At 62.9% G+C, this 15,337-nt stretch carries 16 protein-coding genes and 1 tRNA gene; 8 read left to right on the top strand and 9 right to left on the bottom strand.

The features are described 5' to 3' along the window. Positions 1-2 precede the first annotated feature (2 nt). A complete protein-coding gene (locus tag ACQ651_RS01530; RefSeq protein ID WP_430447998.1) occupies positions 3-680 on the bottom strand; it encodes a LuxR C-terminal-related transcriptional regulator in 678 nt (225 codons plus the stop codon). A 699-nt stretch (positions 681-1,379) separates the two neighbouring features. Here ACQ651_RS01530 and ACQ651_RS01535 point away from each other — a divergent pair. Both ACQ651_RS01535 and ACQ651_RS01540 read left to right on the top strand, forming a co-directional pair. Next, positions 1,380-3,056, top strand: a complete 1,677-nt coding sequence (locus ACQ651_RS01535; RefSeq protein WP_430447999.1) for a hypothetical protein — start codon at positions 1,380-1,382, stop codon at positions 3,054-3,056. Positions 3,057-3,143: 87 nt separating this feature from the next. Next, on the top strand, positions 3,144-4,295 hold the full coding sequence (locus tag ACQ651_RS01540; RefSeq protein ID WP_430448001.1) for a hypothetical protein: 1,152 nt from the start codon (positions 3,144-3,146) through the stop codon (positions 4,293-4,295). A gap of 137 nt (positions 4,296-4,432) precedes the next feature. Here ACQ651_RS01540 and ACQ651_RS01545 read toward each other — a convergent pair whose 3' ends face one another. From ACQ651_RS01545 to ACQ651_RS01555, 3 genes are read right to left on the bottom strand one after another with little or no spacing between them, the layout of a single operon-like run. Beyond that, positions 4,433-4,930: a hypothetical protein gene (locus ACQ651_RS01545; protein WP_227284166.1), complete on the bottom strand. Its 498-nt coding sequence runs from the start codon at positions 4,928-4,930 to the stop codon at positions 4,433-4,435. Beyond that, entirely contained in the window at positions 4,923-5,804 is an 882-nt protein-coding gene (locus ACQ651_RS01550) for a CsgG/HfaB family protein (RefSeq protein ID WP_227284165.1), read from the bottom strand. The genes ACQ651_RS01545 and ACQ651_RS01550 overlap by 8 nt, the downstream gene beginning before the upstream one ends. Before the next feature lies 1 nt (position 5,805). Further along, positions 5,806-6,195 carry a hypothetical protein gene (locus ACQ651_RS01555; protein WP_430448003.1) on the bottom strand — a complete coding sequence of 130 codons (390 nt, stop codon included), beginning with the start codon at positions 6,193-6,195 and terminating at the stop codon, positions 5,806-5,808. A 273-nt stretch (positions 6,196-6,468) separates the two neighbouring features. Here ACQ651_RS01555 and ACQ651_RS01560 point away from each other — a divergent pair. Then, positions 6,469-6,545 (top strand) — tRNA-His (locus ACQ651_RS01560). A 13-nt stretch (positions 6,546-6,558) separates the two neighbouring features. Here ACQ651_RS01560 and ACQ651_RS01565 read toward each other — a convergent pair. Continuing rightward, positions 6,559-6,876, bottom strand: coding sequence for a DUF6476 family protein (locus ACQ651_RS01565; RefSeq protein ID WP_430448005.1), 318 nt, complete (start codon positions 6,874-6,876; stop codon positions 6,559-6,561). Between ACQ651_RS01565 and ACQ651_RS01570 the strand changes: the two genes are divergently transcribed. The 5 genes from ACQ651_RS01570 to ACQ651_RS01590 all read left to right on the top strand — a co-directional run bounded on the left by ACQ651_RS01570 (position 6,875) and on the right by ACQ651_RS01590 (position 11,514). After that, positions 6,875-7,903, top strand: a complete 1,029-nt coding sequence (locus ACQ651_RS01570; RefSeq protein ID WP_430448007.1) for an RluA family pseudouridine synthase — start codon at positions 6,875-6,877, stop codon at positions 7,901-7,903. The two genes, ACQ651_RS01565 and ACQ651_RS01570, sit on opposite strands and share 2 nt — an antisense overlap. Before the next feature lie 176 nt (positions 7,904-8,079). Next, entirely contained in the window at positions 8,080-8,973 is an 894-nt protein-coding gene (gene rpoH, locus ACQ651_RS01575; protein ID WP_121899237.1) for an RNA polymerase sigma factor RpoH, read from the top strand. 247 nt (positions 8,974-9,220) lie between these two features. Beyond that, the gene (locus ACQ651_RS01580) at positions 9,221-10,114 is read left to right on the top strand and encodes an OmpA family protein (RefSeq protein WP_430448009.1); all 894 of its coding nucleotides are present in this window, start codon (positions 9,221-9,223) and stop codon (positions 10,112-10,114) included. Between the two features lie 353 nt (positions 10,115-10,467). Continuing rightward, the gene (locus ACQ651_RS01585) at positions 10,468-10,917 is read left to right on the top strand and encodes a hypothetical protein (protein ID WP_430448011.1); all 450 of its coding nucleotides are present in this window, start codon (positions 10,468-10,470) and stop codon (positions 10,915-10,917) included. 288 nt (positions 10,918-11,205) lie between these two features. Continuing rightward, complete coding sequence (locus tag ACQ651_RS01590) at positions 11,206-11,514, top strand: DUF4389 domain-containing protein (protein WP_227284159.1); 309 nt, start codon at positions 11,206-11,208, stop codon at positions 11,512-11,514. Between the two features lie 107 nt (positions 11,515-11,621). Here the strand turns inward: ACQ651_RS01590 and ACQ651_RS01595 are convergent, their stop codons facing one another. From ACQ651_RS01595 to ACQ651_RS01610, 4 genes are all read right to left on the bottom strand, one after another. Further along, positions 11,622-11,873 (bottom strand): hypothetical protein, encoded by a 252-nt coding sequence (locus ACQ651_RS01595; RefSeq protein WP_375550439.1) that lies wholly within the window; start codon positions 11,871-11,873, stop codon positions 11,622-11,624. Between the two features lie 60 nt (positions 11,874-11,933). After that, positions 11,934-13,760, bottom strand: coding sequence for a M3 family oligoendopeptidase (locus tag ACQ651_RS01600; protein WP_227284157.1), 1,827 nt, complete (start codon positions 13,758-13,760; stop codon positions 11,934-11,936). 133 nt (positions 13,761-13,893) lie between these two features. After that, positions 13,894-14,256 carry a hypothetical protein gene (locus ACQ651_RS01605; protein WP_375550437.1) on the bottom strand — a complete coding sequence of 121 codons (363 nt, stop codon included), beginning with the start codon at positions 14,254-14,256 and terminating at the stop codon, positions 13,894-13,896. Positions 14,257-14,287: 31 nt separating this feature from the next. Continuing rightward, positions 14,288-15,334 carry an endonuclease/exonuclease/phosphatase family protein gene (locus ACQ651_RS01610; RefSeq protein WP_227284155.1) on the bottom strand — a complete coding sequence of 349 codons (1,047 nt, stop codon included), beginning with the start codon at positions 15,332-15,334 and terminating at the stop codon, positions 14,288-14,290. Positions 15,335-15,337: the final 3 nt, after the last annotated feature.

A 15,337-nucleotide genomic window follows, 5' to 3' on the forward strand; every position in this document is an offset into this window, starting at 1 on the left:
GATTATGACAACTCGAAATCGGCCGGACAAAGGCGTTGGACGCGCTCTCCATACGCTACGAACCCCACCAGCTCGGAGCGGGACAGTATGCCCAGCTTACTGCAAGCCCTGGCCTTGTAGGTTTCGACCGATTTCAGGCTGATCCCCAGTCTGCCGGCGGTTTCCTTGAGCGTGAAGCCACGGCCGATTGCCTGAAGGGTCTGGCGTTCGCGCAGGCTGAGAGAGACCGGTTCCGGCCGCTCGGTCGAGTTTGCCACCGGAAAGGGGCGTTGAAGCCGCAGCAAAGCCCTGACCACCGCTCGGCGCAAGCTGGACAGGCCTTCGATCTTGCGGGCGAACCCGATGACCGAGTTGCGCACCAGCGCGAGGGCGAGCCTGCTTTGGTCCATGGAGGTGTAAAGCAATGTCGACAGCGCCGGGTTGTCCAGGATCTCGCTTGCATCGACCGCCAGGTCGCCAAGCGTTGAGGGATCGAGGATAACCAGATCGATGGGCGTAATGAGAATTGCGTCACGGCAGGCATTGATCGTCCCGAAATGCAGGACATTCGTGATCCCGTCCAGATTGGAAATGACCTCGCTCATCGCATTTGCGACCAGAGGATCTTTTTCAATGATGGCAGCCGTCACAGTTAGAGAAGGGCGCGCAGAGGGCCTGCGCGCAACAATGCGTTCGCTCATAATCGTCCTCCCAGAAGGACTACTCACAAAAATGTATTGTTCCCAGAGTCACTCCCGCGGCACGTCTTGATGCGTGCCAGGGGCGCGATGAGGAACGGGGCGTTGCGTTCGCCGCAATCTGCTTACCGAGGGCAACAATCCGCCTAAAAACGGCGGGAACTAGCTAAGCCTTGCTCAGGCCACAATTATGCCATGAACATACCAAAAATTTACCATTTGTTAATGGTGCATATGATTTTGTGATCATGTGCCGCGTTTTTCGAAACAGATTGTTTTCCAGTCCCTGGAAAGCGCGGATTCAGAGACAATCGCTACCTTGAGCGGTTGGTTAAAATTCTATTAAAATTATGGGTTTACGTAGTGTCACCTGTCTAAAAGGTCAGGCGGTGTTCAACTTGTGGTTGAATTGTGTCAGGATTTGCCTGACTGGCGCCTGCTTCCCTTCAATGTTGTCATCCGGGCTGTGCCGACTTGGCATGGCTGAGAAGCTGCTGTCTGAACTGTCCGGGCTGATTCTTTCCTGGATGGATCCGTAGATAACTCGGCGTCTGCTGCCGATACTCGCGGACAGACCCATATTCTTCACATGTCTGGGTTGAGTCGGGCCGCTGCGGTGATTTTTGCCGCAACCAGTTCTCGGGCGCGTTGCGCCCGTTTTGGTCCATCAACCGCCCGGGATCGGGCTTAAGGGTGAACACAATGAAGACGTATCTTACAACAACAGCGGTTGCGCTGGCGCTGGCGACGTCGCCGGCTCTTGCCAACAGTAGCCAAACAGACATTGATCAGATCCTCGATGGGGTCCAGGAAGCGCTGAACTCCATCTACGCTTACGGCGGCGGTACTGATATCGATCAGACTGCAACCAATGCCGGCAACATCATTTCGCGCGGCTCCGAGTCGCTGGACGACATCTTCCAGGATGTCGACCCCATGAGCCAGTTGGCAGAAAACTATCTTGAGGATGGCCCCGGTGGCGGTTGGACCGACGTTAATCAGGCGGCGACCAACGTGCTCAACAGCCTGAGCATGGATGGCGCAGACTCGCTTGAGGATGTTACCCAGAAAGTCGACGATACGGCCCAGATTGCCAGCAACTCGATCCTGTTCGACGCCGACAGCGCAGAACTGGTTCAGGCGGCTGTCAACGCGGCCAATATCGTTTCCGCCGATGGTGTGGAACTGGACAACAATGCGTATCAGAGAATCGATGATACGTACCAGGAAGCCATCAACAACGCGGTCGGCGATGATGGTCATGACGATCTGGACGACATCACGCAGGCTGCCACCAATGTCGGCAACAGCATCACCATGGGTGATGTGGACGATATTCGTCAGAAGGTGACAGACAGCGATCAGTTCGCAGAGAACTTCATCAATATTGAAGACGACCTGCGCGCTGAGGCATTCGACCTCAATACCCAGGATGCCGTGAACGCACTGAACCTGGCGTCGATCGTAAATGGCGACACTGTCCGCCAGAAAGTCGATGACGTCTCCCAGATCGCGCGCAACTACATCGATGGCGCCAGCTCCGGTGACAATATCGAGGAAGTCGCGCAAGCGGCAACCAACGTGGCGAACAGCCTCAGCCTCAGCCCCGAAGACACCTCCGGGCTGGAACTGAACGTTCTGCTGCAAGAAATCGATGACATGGAGCAGGTCGCGTATAACGAAATCGACTATGGCGCGGATATCTCTGATATCAGCCAGGCTGCCACGAATGCGGCCAACATCGCGGCATTCCAGGATATCGAAGAGTCGGTCGACCAGTTCTACTTCGACAGCTATCAGTCTGCAGAGAACGTTGTGTTCTACGGTTCCTATACGGCTCAGGTCGCTGACCTGACCCAGGCGGCAACCAACGTGATCAACTCGCTGTCTGGCGACAGCATTGAGAACGGGTCCGGCGGTTGGGATCTTCTGCAGTACACCAACATGTTCGGCTATGGCGAGATGCAGTATGCTGGCAACTACGTCTCGTTCGGTGATGGTGGCCTTGTGAACCTGGAGCAGGCGGCAACCAACGCTGCAAACCTGGTTTCGGTTGAGGAACTGCGTGGCACCAGCCGCCAGTTTGCAATCAGCCTTGACCAGATTTCGCAGAACGTTGCAGAACCCGGCTACTGGGCTTGGGGTGGCGATGTCGTCGGTCAGGTCGACGTGACCGAGCAGTCGGCAACCAACGCGGCCAACATCCTGACGGCTGTTGAGTTGCCGGATCTCTCCGGTACGACCGATATCGTTCAGGTCTCCGTCTGGGGTGACCAGTTCGCGGCCAACTCGCTTGATACCTTCGGTGGCAACGTGAGCAACTTCGCTCAGTCCGCCGTGAACGTGGCGAACTCGATCAGCCTGCCGTCCGCTCCGTAAGCGACGCAGGTCAGACAGACAATCGAGGCGGCGGTCATGCCGCCGCCTCACATTCCAGACCTTTTTATTGGATTTATTGGGCCCGTCATGACGCGCACCGTCGCCATATTCGCCTCGCTCGCTCTCAGCGCCACGGCCGCCATGGCCGACGATACCGAGGGCAGCATCTTTCAGCAGGAATTCAGCGGCATTCAGAGCGGTCTGAACGAGATTATCCTGAACGCCGGCTCACAGAACCCCGCCAGTCTTGAAACCGAATCCGATATCGGCACCGCCGCCCCGCTTGTGGGCGGCAATGTCGACCAGCTTATCACCAATGCGCTGAACGTTCTGGTCTCCAAGGGATCCGTGGTTTCCAATGCGACGCAGATCTCGACAGGGTCGCAATATGCGACGAACCTGATGGATGGGCGCAACGCCACGCTTGCGGATGGAACGCTGCGCCAGATGGGCGAGAACCTCGCCAATGTCATCACCGCCGAACAGGTGGACAGCGTGACGCAGCAATTCGGCCCGGGCGCGATGCAGGATGTGACCAACACGGCCCTTTTGCGGGGCAATGCGGGCTCGGTCGTGCAGATCGGGCGGAACACCGCGAACATCGTCGAGGCAGAACTGTCCATCGGCCTTGGCAGTCAGGTGTTTCCCTTCGATTCAACGCAGCAGATCAACAATTTCGTCCGGATTTCCGACGCCGCCCCGCTGCCCGCCGAGATGGCCGGGTTCGACGTGCCGGAGACGACGCTGATCCGGATGTCATCGGACGCCTCCATCTGGCAGGAGGGCACCAATATGGGCAACATCCTGATTGCCGATGAAGTGCGTGACGTGGCCCGGGTTTTCAACGGCCAGCAGATCATCAACAACCACATCATCCTGGACGATATCGGTCAGGCGCCGCCGCAGATCACCCAATCGGGCATCAACGTGGCGAATTTCGTGTCTGCCTCCCGGGTATCGGGGCTGACACAGGTCTCCGACGGGGTGCAGATTGTGGAAAACCGCGTGACCGACGGATCGCTTGCCGATCTCACGGCACAAGTGCCGCAATACACCCATGTGGCTGAAAACTATGTGAATGTCCTGCATATCCGGGCGCCGGGGAACCCGTCCGGCGGCACGTTGACGGTGCTGGACGCGACGGTTTCGGCCTCCCAGGAGGCGCGGATTCCGCAATCGAGCGTGTCAGGCAACGGCCGCCAGGTTCAGGTCGGCAACGCGGCAACCGTCGAACGCTGAGACCGGGCTGACGCCGGGGCTCGCATGCGAGATTGCCAACGTCCACCGCCGCAGTTCGTAGCCATCGGGACATACCGTGCAGGACAAGCCGGGGTCCGGGCCACACCTCCCCCAAGGCACAAGATACTTCAGATCATCTAACGGACGTCCGCGCAGGACAGATCCTGGCACCAGGGTCCTGCGCTGATGCGTGGGGCAGGGGGCCAGCCGTCCGGCTTCTGGCCTTCATAGGCGGCGGCCTCTTCGGAATAGGCCAGCGCGGCGCGCCGCAACCGCTCGGTGCAGATCGAGGCGCTCTGCGGACGGATCAGTTGGTAGATGATCCTGTCCATCCGCGCATCGGTGCCGACCGGAGGCTGCTGACCCAGATCTATGAAGAATTGCGCAATCTCGGAGGAATCCGAAAGCGGCGACCCCGGCAGCACCTGTTCGCAGGAAAATGCGATCAGCCGGTAATCGACCATCGACGTCAGGAACGGGCGCGGATCGTAGGGCGGGGCCGCGTCCGCGGGCGCTGCCTGCGCGTCCGCGCCGGTTTGCGGGGCTGTGGCATCGCCCGCGGTTTGGGCCCCGGCTGTCACCGGGGCCATGAACAGGGCCAGAACGAGGCCGGATATGAGGCGCGCGTTACTCAAGGTTGTCAATCGTGGCGTTAAGGGCCGCAAGCGCCTCTTCCCCTTGACCGAAGGCTTCGGGCAGAAGCGCGTCGCAGCTTCCATCATGGTTCAGGACTTCGCTGACAATATCATAGGCCGCCTCGGCCAGCATCCAGCGGATCCCGGCATGCAGACCCTCGATGTTCTCCCGCCCGATCTGCACGTCGAACAGCTCGTCCGAGAAGAACCGGAAGATCGATCCGAACACCTCGCGCCCGACCGCCTGTTTCGAATAGGCGTTGCTCAGCACGATTTCGGTGGTCTCGGTGTTGGTCACGCGCAGATCGGCGCCTGCGGTCAGTGCGAATACCCGTCGCCCGGCCGAAGCCCCGAAAAGCCCGACTTCGCCACCTTCGGAATAGACGTTGAAATCAAGCTGGGTGATCGACCCGTCAATGACGAAATCCGACCCGCGCAGAACGCCGCGGCGAAGCGGCCGGTAGGGAATGGTCTCCCCCTCCACGTTGACGGGGCCGCCATCGCCAAGGATCTGTTCCCGCGACAGGGCTATCTCGAACTCGGTCACGGCGGTGTTGATCCGGTTGACCTGGCGCACGCCGGCGCGGTCCAGTGCCGTCACCAGCATGCCGGCCACATCGCGCGGCACATAGGCGCCGACCTCGTCGACACTGACCCGCTGTGTGAGATCGGAGATGATATGCACCGCGAATACCGCGCGGCTGTTCCGGACTTCGGGGGTTTCGGAAAGGCAAGCCAGCGCCGCATCTGCCGGCGTATCGCTGACCACGGGCAACGCGCCCACCAACTCGGGAACCGGCCTGCTCAATGGCTCGGGTAGGGCTCCGCATCCCGCCAGCGTCGTGGCGAGAAGAATTCCAGTCAGTTTCCGCATATCAGTTCAGATTCTGCAAAGCGGTCGCAGCCGCGGCAATCGCGGCGTCCGGCTCTGTACCGGATGTCTGGTTGTTGTTGCCGTCGACATCCTGGATCGACTGATTGCCGCTGTTGGTCTGGTCCAGAGTGATCGTGTTGTCACCGTTTCCTGTGATCGTGATGCTGAGCTGGTTGCCGGTCTGGCCGATGCCCTGATTGGCAAGGCTCCCCTGACGCTCGAAGTTCATGAACTGAAGGCGGGTCTGCTCTTGCTGGAGCAGCACCTGCCGTTCGCTCGGCGATCTGAACTGAAATCCACGCGCTTCCCCGAACCCGTTCGCGAAACTCGCGGGTGCCGTAAAGGAAACTGCTATGCAAACCAAAGGTCCTAAAATCTTCATGCCTGCCATCTCGTCATAATCCCCCAATCAATGCAGCTTTTCTGATCGCATCATCCGCCTCCACGCCTTGTGCGCAAGCAAAATGTTAACTTTTCAAGGGTTCTTTACCTGACCGGTGCAGATTAACCATATGACGGAAAACAATTGGGGCGCCGTGCCTGTCAAAGGTCGATATTGCCGACCCGAATCGGGCGATTCCTCGTTGCATGCGGGTCGGAAAGATTGCTATAGGCCCGCTAGCCCCGCGGTTTGAGGGGTCATGATACGGTATGAAGCCGGTTTGCCGCCTTAGCTCAGTTGGTTAGAGCGCTGGATTGTGGATCCAGAGGTCCCCCGTTCAAGCCGGGGAGGCGGTACCACTCCTCTCAGGGTCTAGTCCGCCAGGTCGATCTCATGGGTCATTTCGCCCGTGGCAAGGTCGAACACCCGGATATGATCGTCGTCACTGACCAGAATCGCGGCGGTGCCGGTCTGGCTGTAGCCGGTGATCGCCACGCCTGCGGGCATCGGGAAACTGTCGGGAAAGACCAGCGCCGGCGCGGGCGCACCCGACATCCGGATGACAAGCAGCGCGACGATGGTTATGACCCCCCCAATCATCACCACCGTCAGCACGGTCACCAGATTGCGCAGCAGCTTCAGGTGGCCGGGAAGCGGCGGATCATTGTCGTCCTGCGGAGTGTCATTCATGTCTCTGGCCCAGATCGTCACGGTCCTGATCGGCCCGGACCCGGCCCCGCGCCTTGATAAGGCACTGGCCCGCGATGTGCCAGAGGCCGCGGCGCTGAGCCGCTCGCGGCTGGCGCGGCTGATCGCGGCGGGGGCGGTGACGGTGAACGGCGCCGTGGTGACGGATGGCAAGGCGCGCGTGGCCGAGGGCGATCGGGTGGAGATCACCGTGGAAACGGCGGTGGAGATACGCACCCGGGCAGAGGATATCCCGCTGGATATCCGCCATGAAGACGACGATCTGATCGTGATCAACAAGCCCGTTGGCATGGTCGTCCACCCCGCGCCGGGCACGCCGGGCGGCACGCTGGTCAATGCGCTCCTGCATCATTTCGGCGGCAGATTGTCCGGTGTCGGCGGCGAAAAGCGGCCCGGCATCGTGCACCGGATCGACAAGGATACCAGTGGCTTGCTGGTGGTCGCGAAATCGGACCGGGCGCATCACGGGCTGGCCGAGCAGTTTGCAGATCACAGCGTGGAGCGGCTGTATCAGGCGCTTTGCCACGGTGTGCCCGATGCGGCCGATCCGCGGTTGCGCGGTATCCGCGGTGTCAGTTTCGAACCCGGGGGGGCGCTGAAGATCACCACCCAACTGGCCCGCCACAAGACCGACCGGCAACGTCAGGCGGTGCTGTTTCAGGGCGGCCGCCACGCGGTGACGCAGGTGCGCGTGACCGAAGCCTTCGGCGTGGCCGCGCTGGTGGACTGCCGGCTTGAAACCGGCCGGACGCATCAGATTCGCGTGCATATGGCCCATGTGGGCCACGGGCTGATCGGCGATCAGACCTATGGCGGGCGGCGCCGGATCGGCGCGAAAGCGGTGGGGGAGGTTCTTGCCGAAAAGTTGAACGGGTTTCCCCGACAGGCCCTGCATGCCGCAAGCCTTGGTTTCGTGCATCCCGTGAGCGGAGAAACCCTGCGTTTTCAGGCGCCTATGGCGTCCGACATGTCGGAACTGCTGGACGATCTGCGCGGTGCGTCCCTGTAACTTGTGCGCAATTGCACGTTATTTATCTGTAACACGGATTGCCGTGCGCCTGCGCCAAGCGTACTCTGGACGCAAGCCAGATGACACAACATCTTGACGTGCTGTCCAGCAATACCCACCTTAGTTAAAAGTTAACCGAATTTACATTATCTGGAGCCAAGCAGGGGGTCCGTGACATGAGTACATATGCAAATCTGCCCGCACCGTCGCCGGAACAGGGCCTGAACCGTTATCTTCAGGAAATCCGCAAATTCCCGATGCTGGAGCCCGAAGAGGAATACATGCTCGCCAAACGGTGGGTGGATCATGAAGACACCGAAGCGGCCCACAAGATGGTGACCAGCCATCTGCGTCTGGCCGCGAAAATCGCCATGGGCTATCGCGGCTATGGCCTGCCCCAGGCCGAGGTCATCTCGGAGGCGAATGTGGGGCTGATGCAGGCGGTCAAGAAATTCGACCCCGAAAAGGGCTTTCGCCTCGCCACCTATGCGATGTGGTGGATCCGCGCCTCGATCCAGGAATATGTCCTGCGGTCGTGGAGCATGGTGAAGCTGGGCACGACAAGCGCGCAGAAGAAGCTGTTCTTCAACCTGCGCAAGGCCAAGGCCCGCATCGGCGCGCTGGAAGAAGGCGACATGCGGCCCGAAAACGTGGCCCGCATCGCCAATGATCTGGGCGTGACCGAGGATGAGGTGATCTCCATGAACCGGCGCCTGTCGGGCGGCGATGCCTCGCTGAATGCGGTCGTCGGCAGCGATGGCGAGGGCGCGACCCAATGGCAGGACTGGCTGGAAGACGATGATGCCGATCAGGCCGAGGATTATGCCGAAAAGGACGAGTTCCAGCACCGCATGGCGTTGATGGAGCAGGCGATGGAGGTTCTGAACGAGCGGGAGCGCGATATTCTGGAACAGCGCCGCCTGCAGGATCAGCCCGTGACGCTGGAGGATCTGTCCGGTGTCTATAATGTCAGCCGCGAACGCATTCGCCAGATCGAGGTGCGCGCGTTCGAGAAGCTGCAGAAGCGGATGCGCGAACTGGCCCGCGAAGACGGTCTGACAGCCGCCTGAGCCGGACTTTCCGACCTTTAATCAAAAGGCCCCGCGGCAAATGCGGGGCCTTTTTTGGTCGCGACCCCGCCACCGCCATGCAAAGGCGCAAACCGGCCCTTTCCGGCCCGGCGGTCGACACGGCGCACCAGAAAGGCGCGTTTCGGGGGCTTTTCGTGCGCAACCTGTCAAAATCCGCTATGGATTGAACCCGGGCGCGGCCCGCGCCGACCCATGACACACGACCCGACTGGACAGGATGGCCCCCATGATCCGCCTTTTGCGCCTTGCATCCGCCTTCGTCTGCCTTACCGCCCCGGCCCTGGCCCAGGATATCGCGGGCAGCGCCGATCACCCGCTGGTCGGGCGTTTCGACGGCAGCGTGATCCGCGCCTATGAGACCCAGGAGTTCGACGAGGTGCACCTGGCGCGCGCGCCCGGCGAGGTCAGCACGGTCGAGGGGGCCGTCACGCGGCTGTCCTACGCCTATCCGGCGGAGACCTCCCTTGTGCAGGTGGTGCGGAATTTCGAACAGGCGCTGGAGGGGCGGGGGTTCGACATCCTGCTGAGCTGCGATCAGGCGGATTGCGGCCGTATCAGCTATGATGTGGAGCAGTTCGGCAACTCCCCCGCATGGGCGGATGCGTTCAACTACCGCTATGTGATGGCCACGCGGGACGGGCCCGAAGGGACCGCCCATGTCAGCCTGTTCCTGTCGGTCAACAACGGCAATGTCCTGTCGGTCGTGACCGTGACCGAGGAAGAGGCGATGGCGTTCCGGATGATCGACGCCGCCGAAATGCAGAGCACGATCGGCGAAACCGGCCGCGTCGCCCTTTACGGCATCACATTCGACACCGATCAGGCCACGATCCGCGCCGAAAGCGCCCCGACCATCGCCGAGATGGCGGCGTTTCTGGCGGCCAATCCGGATCTGCAGGTGGTGATCGTGGGCCATACCGACAATCAGGGCACGATGGAGTACAATCTGGCCCTGTCGGCGCGCCGGGCCGCCGCGGTGGCCGACGCGCTGGCGCGGGATCACGGGATCGCGGCCGCCCGGATGGCCCATGCCGGTGCCGGGTTTCTGGCCCCGGTCGCGGTCAATACCACGGCGGAGGGGCGCGCCCTGAACCGCCGGGTGGAGATGATCGCGCGCTAAGCCGCGCCCACCGCCCTTCCCGACGCCACTCACCGGCCACCCGATTCGCGTCTGGCTTCTCTCGGGGCACGCGCGGCACGCGCGGGGCTTGCGATTGTCACGGGGTTGCGAGGGCAAGTCTCTGTTTTCGTGAGGGATGTTGCGGCGGGTCACGAGGGCGCGAGGGCGCGTGACGGGCCGGCGGATGGTGCAGATGTGTCTGTGCGTTTGCGCACCGATATCATGTGTTTTTCACGGGTTTGTGGGGTGAAACACAGGGCCGCACCCCATAACTTCATCTCATCGGACGCAAGACAGCGCCCCGCACAGAAACCGAAACACACATGACCCAGATCCCTGAAAGGACCATTTCAATGACACGCATCGCCCTCACCACCGCCCTCGCCCTGTCGCTCGCCGCCCCGGCCTTCGCGAATGACCAACTGGCCGCTTCCCTCGGCGTCGACGCCGGCGACTACACCGTGGCCGAGCTGATCCAGCTGCGCAGCGCGCTGGAAAACGACGATCACAGCCATGTCGCCTTCCTGCTGAACGGCGGCTCCGAGACGATTTCCACCCAGAGCTTCGCCGCCCCGGCCTTCGCGAATGCGCAGCTGGCCGCTTCCCTCGGCGTCGATGCCGGCGACTACACCTTGGCCGAACTGATCCAGCTGCGCGACGCGCTGGAAAACGACGACCACAGCCATGTCGCCTTCCTGCTGAACGGCGGTGACGAGCAGGTCTCCACCCAGAGCTTCGGGGAGCCCGAGCATGTGGCCATCGCCCGCGCGCTGGTGGGGTTCACCGACAGCGAGAACGAGTGATCGCAAAGGCGGAAGCGGGCGCGCGCGGCCGGGGGCCTCTCCCTCCCCCCGCCGCCGTACCCCGACCGCCGAGAAACGGCCCCCGCGGGTATCCACCCCGGGGGCCGTTTGCGCATGCCAAAGCCGTAAAGATGTGGCCGGGCGCGCGCGATGCGGCGGCAGGCGCGACGTTTTTTCCCCCGAATTGCGCGCGGGCGCGGCTCTGCATCGGTCGATGCCGTCTTTGCGGTGGCCGACAGGGCCCGGGCTGAGCTATCATGGTTCGACCGTGCACAAGGAGAGATACGGATGCCGCTCAGCGAGGAAGAGAAAGTCAACGGTCGCCTGAACGGCGAGCAGAACGAGCCCAGTGGTCGCGAAGGGCTGGTCATGCGCTTTGTCTACATGGTGCTGATCGCCGTCATGCTGAGTTTCGCGCATACGGTTCTGGGCGCGCTGACGATCATCCAGTTCGTCGTAATGGTGATCAATGGCGGCGAGCCGAATGCCCGGCTGGCCGAATTCGGCACCGATCTGGGCATCTGGATCGCCAAGGCCGCGCGGTTCCAGACCGCCGCCAGCGAGGTCAAGCCCTGGCCCTGGACCGAACTGGACTAGATCCCCGACACGCGCCGGGTAAGCCCATGGCGGGCTGCGCGGTTGCCCGCCCAGAGAGGCTTTCGCGGAGCGCATCCCGCTTCCGTCCCCGCGAGGACGCGGTCTGACTACCGTCGCCCGCCGCCGCGGATCCGGCGCCAGATCGGCGCGATGTCGAGCGCGGCCACGGCCACGCCAAGCGGGATCATCCAGAAGCCCAGAACCGGCAGAAACCCGAAGACCCCGCCCAGGATCAGAAGCAGGCCCAGGATCAGGCGCAGGCCCGGCGGGACATGCGACCGCACCCAGACCAGCGCGCGGGCAAGCCGCCCCCTGAGGGTGCGCTTGACGGGGGGCGTCCGGGGCGGCGTATCAGGCATGGAGGCAGCCCGGTCCGCGCAGGCCGGAAAGGCGCCGGTCACGCCGTTCCGGGACGCGGCTCACCCCTCCATCGCCTCCAGTTCGTCGATGAAGCCCTCGATCATACTCAATCCCTTGTCCCAGAAGGCCGGGTCGCTCGCATCCAGTCCGAAGGGGGCCAGAAGCTCCTTGTGGTGCTTCGATCCGCCGGCCTTCAGCATCTCGAAATACTTCTCCTGAAAGCCCGGCTCGCCCTCCGCATAGACCGCATAAAGCGCGTTCACCAACCCGTCGCCGAAGGCATAGGCGTAGACGTAGAAGGGCGAATGAACGAAATGCGGGATATAGGCCCAGAAGGTTTCGTAGCCTTCCATGAAATTGAACACCGGCCCCAGCGATTCCGCCTGCACCGACATCCAGAGCGCGTTGATATCGTCGGGCGTCAACTCGCCCTCGCGCCGCGCGTCATGCAGCTTGCACTCGAAATCGTAAAACGCGATCTGGCGCACCACGGTGTTGATCATGTCCTCCACCTTGCCTGCCAGCAGCACCTTCTTCTGCTCCGGCGTTTCGGCGGCGTCGAGCAGTTTGCGGAAGGTCAGCATCTCGCCGAAAACGCTTGCGGTCTCGGCCAGCGTCAGCGGGGTAGAGGACAGCAATTCGCCTTGCCCGGCCGCCAGCCGCTGATGCACGCCATGGCCCAGTTCATGGGCAAGGGTCATGACATCGCGGGGTTTCCCGAGATAGTTCAGCATCACATAGGGATGAACGTCGACCACGGTCGGATGGGCAAAGGCCCCGGGCGCCTTGCCGTCCTTCACCGCCGCATCGATCCAGCCATCGGTGAAAAACGGCTCCGCCAGATCGGCCAGGCGCGGGTCGAACGCGGCATAGGCATCGGTCACGGTCGCGCGGGCCTCCTCCCAGTTCACCAGCCGGGTATCCTCCATCGGCAGGGGCGCGTTGCGGTCCCAGACCTCCAGCGTCTCCAGCCCCAGCCATTTGGCCTTCAGCGCATAGTAGCGGTGGGACAGGCGCGGATAGGCGGCGACCACCGCATTTCTCAGCGCCTCGACCACTTCGGGTTCCACATGGTTCGCCAGATGGCGGCCCGCCTGCGGGCTGGGCAGCTTGCGCCAGCGATCCTCGATCTCCTTTTCCTTGGCAAGCGTGTTGTGCACCCGCGCGAACAGGCCCAGCCGGGTCTGGAAGGTCGCGACAAGCGCCCGCGCACCCGCCTCGCGCCGGGCACGGTCCTGGTCGGTCAGCAGGTTCAGCGTCGCCTCGATGCCAAGGCGTTCGCCCTCCACATCGAAACCGAGCCCCGCGATGGTTTCGTCGAAGAGCTTGTTCCAGGCCGCCGCGCCAACGGTGGACTGGTCGTGCAGAAACCGCTCCAGCTCATCGGAAAGCTGATAGGGTTTCATCGCCCGCATCCGGTCGAAAACCGGGCGGTAGCGCGCCAGATCGGCATTCCCGGCCATCAGCGCTTCGTAGGTGTCATCGCTGATCCGGTTGAATTCCAGAGAGAAAAAGACCAGCGGCGTGGTAAAGGCGGTGATCCTGTCCTGACAATCGGACATGAATTTCGCCCGCGCCGGATCGGTGGTGTGCTGGTAGTAGCGCAGGCCCGCGAAGGACATGATCCGCCCGCTCACCAGATCGATCTTTTCGTAGCGCAGCACGCAATCGAGCATCTCGTCGGGGCTCAGCCCGGCCAGCTTGCCCTCATAGGTCGCGGCGAAATCGGCGCATTCGCCTTCCAGCCAGCCCATGTCGCGGGCCAGTTCGGGTGCATCCTGCGCGGTGTAGAGATCGCTGAGATCCCATTCCGGCAGGTCACCCAGGGGCGCGCCCCCGGTATCGGCGGCGGCATCGCGGGCAGGGGCGGGCAGGGGCAGGCGCATCGGAAAACCTCGGGGCTGGATCGCGTTCCCCCCTGATATGAGCCAGCGGGGGTTGAGCCTCAACCCCTCCGGGCGCAATTCGTCCCCGCGCGCGGCCCGGCACCCGGTCCGTCCGGGGATGCGGCGGCGTGGCCTAAAGCTCCACCTCGCCGCCTTCGCCCGGTTCGGGCAGAACGGGCATGTCGTCGCGGCGGCGGATGATGATATCCCCGTTGGGCAGGCGTTCGGGCGGATGATAGGCGGTCATGTCGTCCATCGCATCGGCCAGACCCTGCATGAAGGGCAGCATCTCCTCTTCCAGGAAGGGCTGGATCTCCTCCAGCATCGGCTCCATTTCCTCGCGCAGCCCTTCAAGGATCAGCTCCGCGCCCCGCGCGAAGAGATCAAGACCTTCGCGAAAGCCGCTCTCGGGCTCCGCGCCGTCCTGCGCGAGGGCGGGGGCGGGCGCGGCAAGGAGGCTCAGGGCGACGAGGGCGGCGGGGGCGAGCTGTTTCATGACCTCGATATAGGGCACTTCACGGCGTGATTTAAGGGGAAAGGCCGTCCGGCCCGTCAAGCTCCAGAACGACCGGGAAATGGTCCGACGCGGTCAGAAGCGCGCGCCCCAGCGTCTCGTCGCGCCAGCAATCGGGGTCGTCGAACGGGTGCCAGATGCGCCAGCGCCGCGCCCGCGGGCGCAGATCGGGGCTGATCATCACGTAATCCAGCAGGGCCGACAGAAACCGGTTTTCATCGCGCAGATAGAACCGCGCGGTCGTGGGCTGGGCCGCGATCCGGCTTTGCAGCGCGCGGCGCGCATGGGGGTCGAACAGCTGCCTGTCGGGGGGCAGATCCTTGCCCAGAACGATCTCCACGCCCGACCGGCCGAAGAGCTTCTCATATTCGTCGAGCCCCGGCCCGTCGTTGAAATCGCCCAGCAGGATCAGGGGCTCGCCCGCATCCAGATGATGATCGACACGCGCGCGCAGCCAGATACACTGCGCCAGCTGCTTGCGGCGGTTGGCGATGGCGATCCGCATCAGCTCGTCATCGCCGCGCGCGCCATGCGGCGCCTTCGATTTCACATGGACCCCGATCAGGCGCAGCGCGCCCGCCGCCGTGTCCAGAGCCACTTCGAGCGGCGGTTTGGAAAACCGCACCAGATCCTCGGTCGCGTCGATATCGAGGTCGATCCGGAACGTCCCGTCGAAGCGCGGCGCGCCGTCCCGGCCCTTCTTGCCGGTGGCCGCACCGATCGGGTCGTGGCGCGCGGCCATCACATCGGGATCATGGAGCAGGATCAGTTCCTGCTGGGTGTCATTGGTGAAGCCCGCCTGCGCGCGCCGCGCCCGCAGCCCGAACCGCATGGCGAACCGCTCAAGGGCGGTGGCGCCGTTGCGGTGGCGGGAACTGTCGGGCGCCTCCACCACCAGCACCGCATCGACATCGAGCGCCTGAAACACGTAGCCGAGTGCGGCGATCTGCGCCGAACGGGTCACGTCCTGCCGCCCCGACCAGCCGTCATCGTCCAGAAGCGCGCCGTCATCGTCGAACAGGTTGGCGAACCATTCCACGTTATAGGTGGCGATGCGCATCGC

Origin of the sequence: Rhodophyticola sp. (genome assembly GCF_965284195.1) — a bacterium.
GTDB lineage: Bacteria > Pseudomonadota > Alphaproteobacteria > Rhodobacterales > Rhodobacteraceae > Rhodophyticola.

What these genes read in the sequence shown, in the direction of transcription:
- ACQ651_RS01530 (WP_430447998.1), bottom strand. Translation starts at nt 680, where the DNA reads ATGAGCGAACGCATTGTTGCGCGCAGGCCCTCTGCGCGCCCTTCTCTA.
- ACQ651_RS01535 (WP_430447999.1), top strand. Translation starts at nt 1,380, where the DNA reads ATGAAGACGTATCTTACAACAACAGCGGTTGCGCTGGCGCTGGCGACG.
- ACQ651_RS01540 (WP_430448001.1), top strand. Translation starts at nt 3,144, where the DNA reads ATGACGCGCACCGTCGCCATATTCGCCTCGCTCGCTCTCAGCGCCACG.
- ACQ651_RS01550 (WP_227284165.1), bottom strand. Translation starts at nt 5,804, where the DNA reads ATGCGGAAACTGACTGGAATTCTTCTCGCCACGACGCTGGCGGGATGC.
- ACQ651_RS01555 (WP_430448003.1), bottom strand. Translation starts at nt 6,195, where the DNA reads ATGGCAGGCATGAAGATTTTAGGACCTTTGGTTTGCATAGCAGTTTCC.
- ACQ651_RS01570 (WP_430448007.1), top strand. Translation starts at nt 6,875, where the DNA reads ATGTCTCTGGCCCAGATCGTCACGGTCCTGATCGGCCCGGACCCGGCC.
- ACQ651_RS01565 (WP_430448005.1), bottom strand. Translation starts at nt 6,876, where the DNA reads ATGAATGACACTCCGCAGGACGACAATGATCCGCCGCTTCCCGGCCAC.
- rpoH (WP_121899237.1), top strand. Translation starts at nt 8,080, where the DNA reads ATGAGTACATATGCAAATCTGCCCGCACCGTCGCCGGAACAGGGCCTG.
- ACQ651_RS01580 (WP_430448009.1), top strand. Translation starts at nt 9,221, where the DNA reads ATGATCCGCCTTTTGCGCCTTGCATCCGCCTTCGTCTGCCTTACCGCC.
- ACQ651_RS01585 (WP_430448011.1), top strand. Translation starts at nt 10,468, where the DNA reads ATGACACGCATCGCCCTCACCACCGCCCTCGCCCTGTCGCTCGCCGCC.
- ACQ651_RS01590 (WP_227284159.1), top strand. Translation starts at nt 11,206, where the DNA reads ATGCCGCTCAGCGAGGAAGAGAAAGTCAACGGTCGCCTGAACGGCGAG.
- ACQ651_RS01595 (WP_375550439.1), bottom strand. Translation starts at nt 11,873, where the DNA reads ATGCCTGATACGCCGCCCCGGACGCCCCCCGTCAAGCGCACCCTCAGG.
- ACQ651_RS01600 (WP_227284157.1), bottom strand. Translation starts at nt 13,760, where the DNA reads ATGCGCCTGCCCCTGCCCGCCCCTGCCCGCGATGCCGCCGCCGATACC.
- ACQ651_RS01605 (WP_375550437.1), bottom strand. Translation starts at nt 14,256, where the DNA reads ATGAAACAGCTCGCCCCCGCCGCCCTCGTCGCCCTGAGCCTCCTTGCC.
- ACQ651_RS01610 (WP_227284155.1), bottom strand. Translation starts at nt 15,334, where the DNA reads ATGCGCATCGCCACCTATAACGTGGAATGGTTCGCCAACCTGTTCGAC.